Genomic DNA, 753 nt, shown 5'->3' with positions numbered 1-753 from the left:
CGGAACAACCCGTCGAGATTAAGGCTGAGGTGGTGCGACGAGCCGTCCAGGGAAACCCAGTCGATCTCGGCCGGGCCCGGAAACGTCTCGCCCGTGGCGGGCAGGATGCTGTGATGGCCGGACCAGTCGTCCTTCCAGTTCGCGCGGGGCGGTGGGCCGGACGGCCGGTCTTGGTACTGGCCGTCGTAGCCGATCGTCCGGGTGCCGAACTGGAAGTGGTTGTAGATCAGGCTGCACGCCAAGGTGTTGTGGCAGGCGGCATCGAAGCTGTGGGTATGAAACCGCAGCGGCCACGGCTCCTTGCCGTAGAGCGGGCCGGCCAGCGCCGGCGAGGGTTGCCAGGAAACCATGTGCGCTCCTCGATGCGTCCTTCCATCCGCGGTCCATCTTAAAGGCTGCCGATACGAGGGCGCAGTTCGTAACGGGAATTCCGTGACGGGCCTTGAATTATGCATCTGAGTGCGCCGATCGCTGCTGGGTCGGGCAGGCCCTATGGCCTGGGCCACCTTACCGGCGGAATGTGATGGCGGGAGTACATTGCGTGGCCCTCGGCGGTGAACGTTTGGCTGGCGAGATCGGGGAGCGCATGGCCCACGCCGTCGCTGGGCACGCCATCGGCGCTTACACGGGTCTCGTTGGGCATGGGGAGCCCTCCTTGGCTCAGTAGGTACGGGTCCAGGCCAGCATCAGGTCATCGCGGAAATGACTGTTGGGATTGCCGGGGATCTGCTCGGCCTCGGTCGCCACCGTGGC

1 pseudogene is annotated in these 753 nt (G+C 65.6%); it reads right to left on the bottom strand.

What is annotated here, in order from left to right:
- Positions 1-350: pseudogene (locus tag ACH65_RS17310) on the bottom strand (hypothetical protein); the annotation flags it as partial.
- Positions 351-753 lie beyond the last annotated feature (403 nt).

It is taken from the genome of Frateuria defendens (assembly GCF_001182895.1).
GTDB classification, from domain to species: Bacteria; Pseudomonadota; Gammaproteobacteria; order Xanthomonadales; family Rhodanobacteraceae; genus Frateuria_B; species Frateuria_B defendens.
This window is presented reverse-complemented; position numbering and strand designations above follow the sequence as displayed.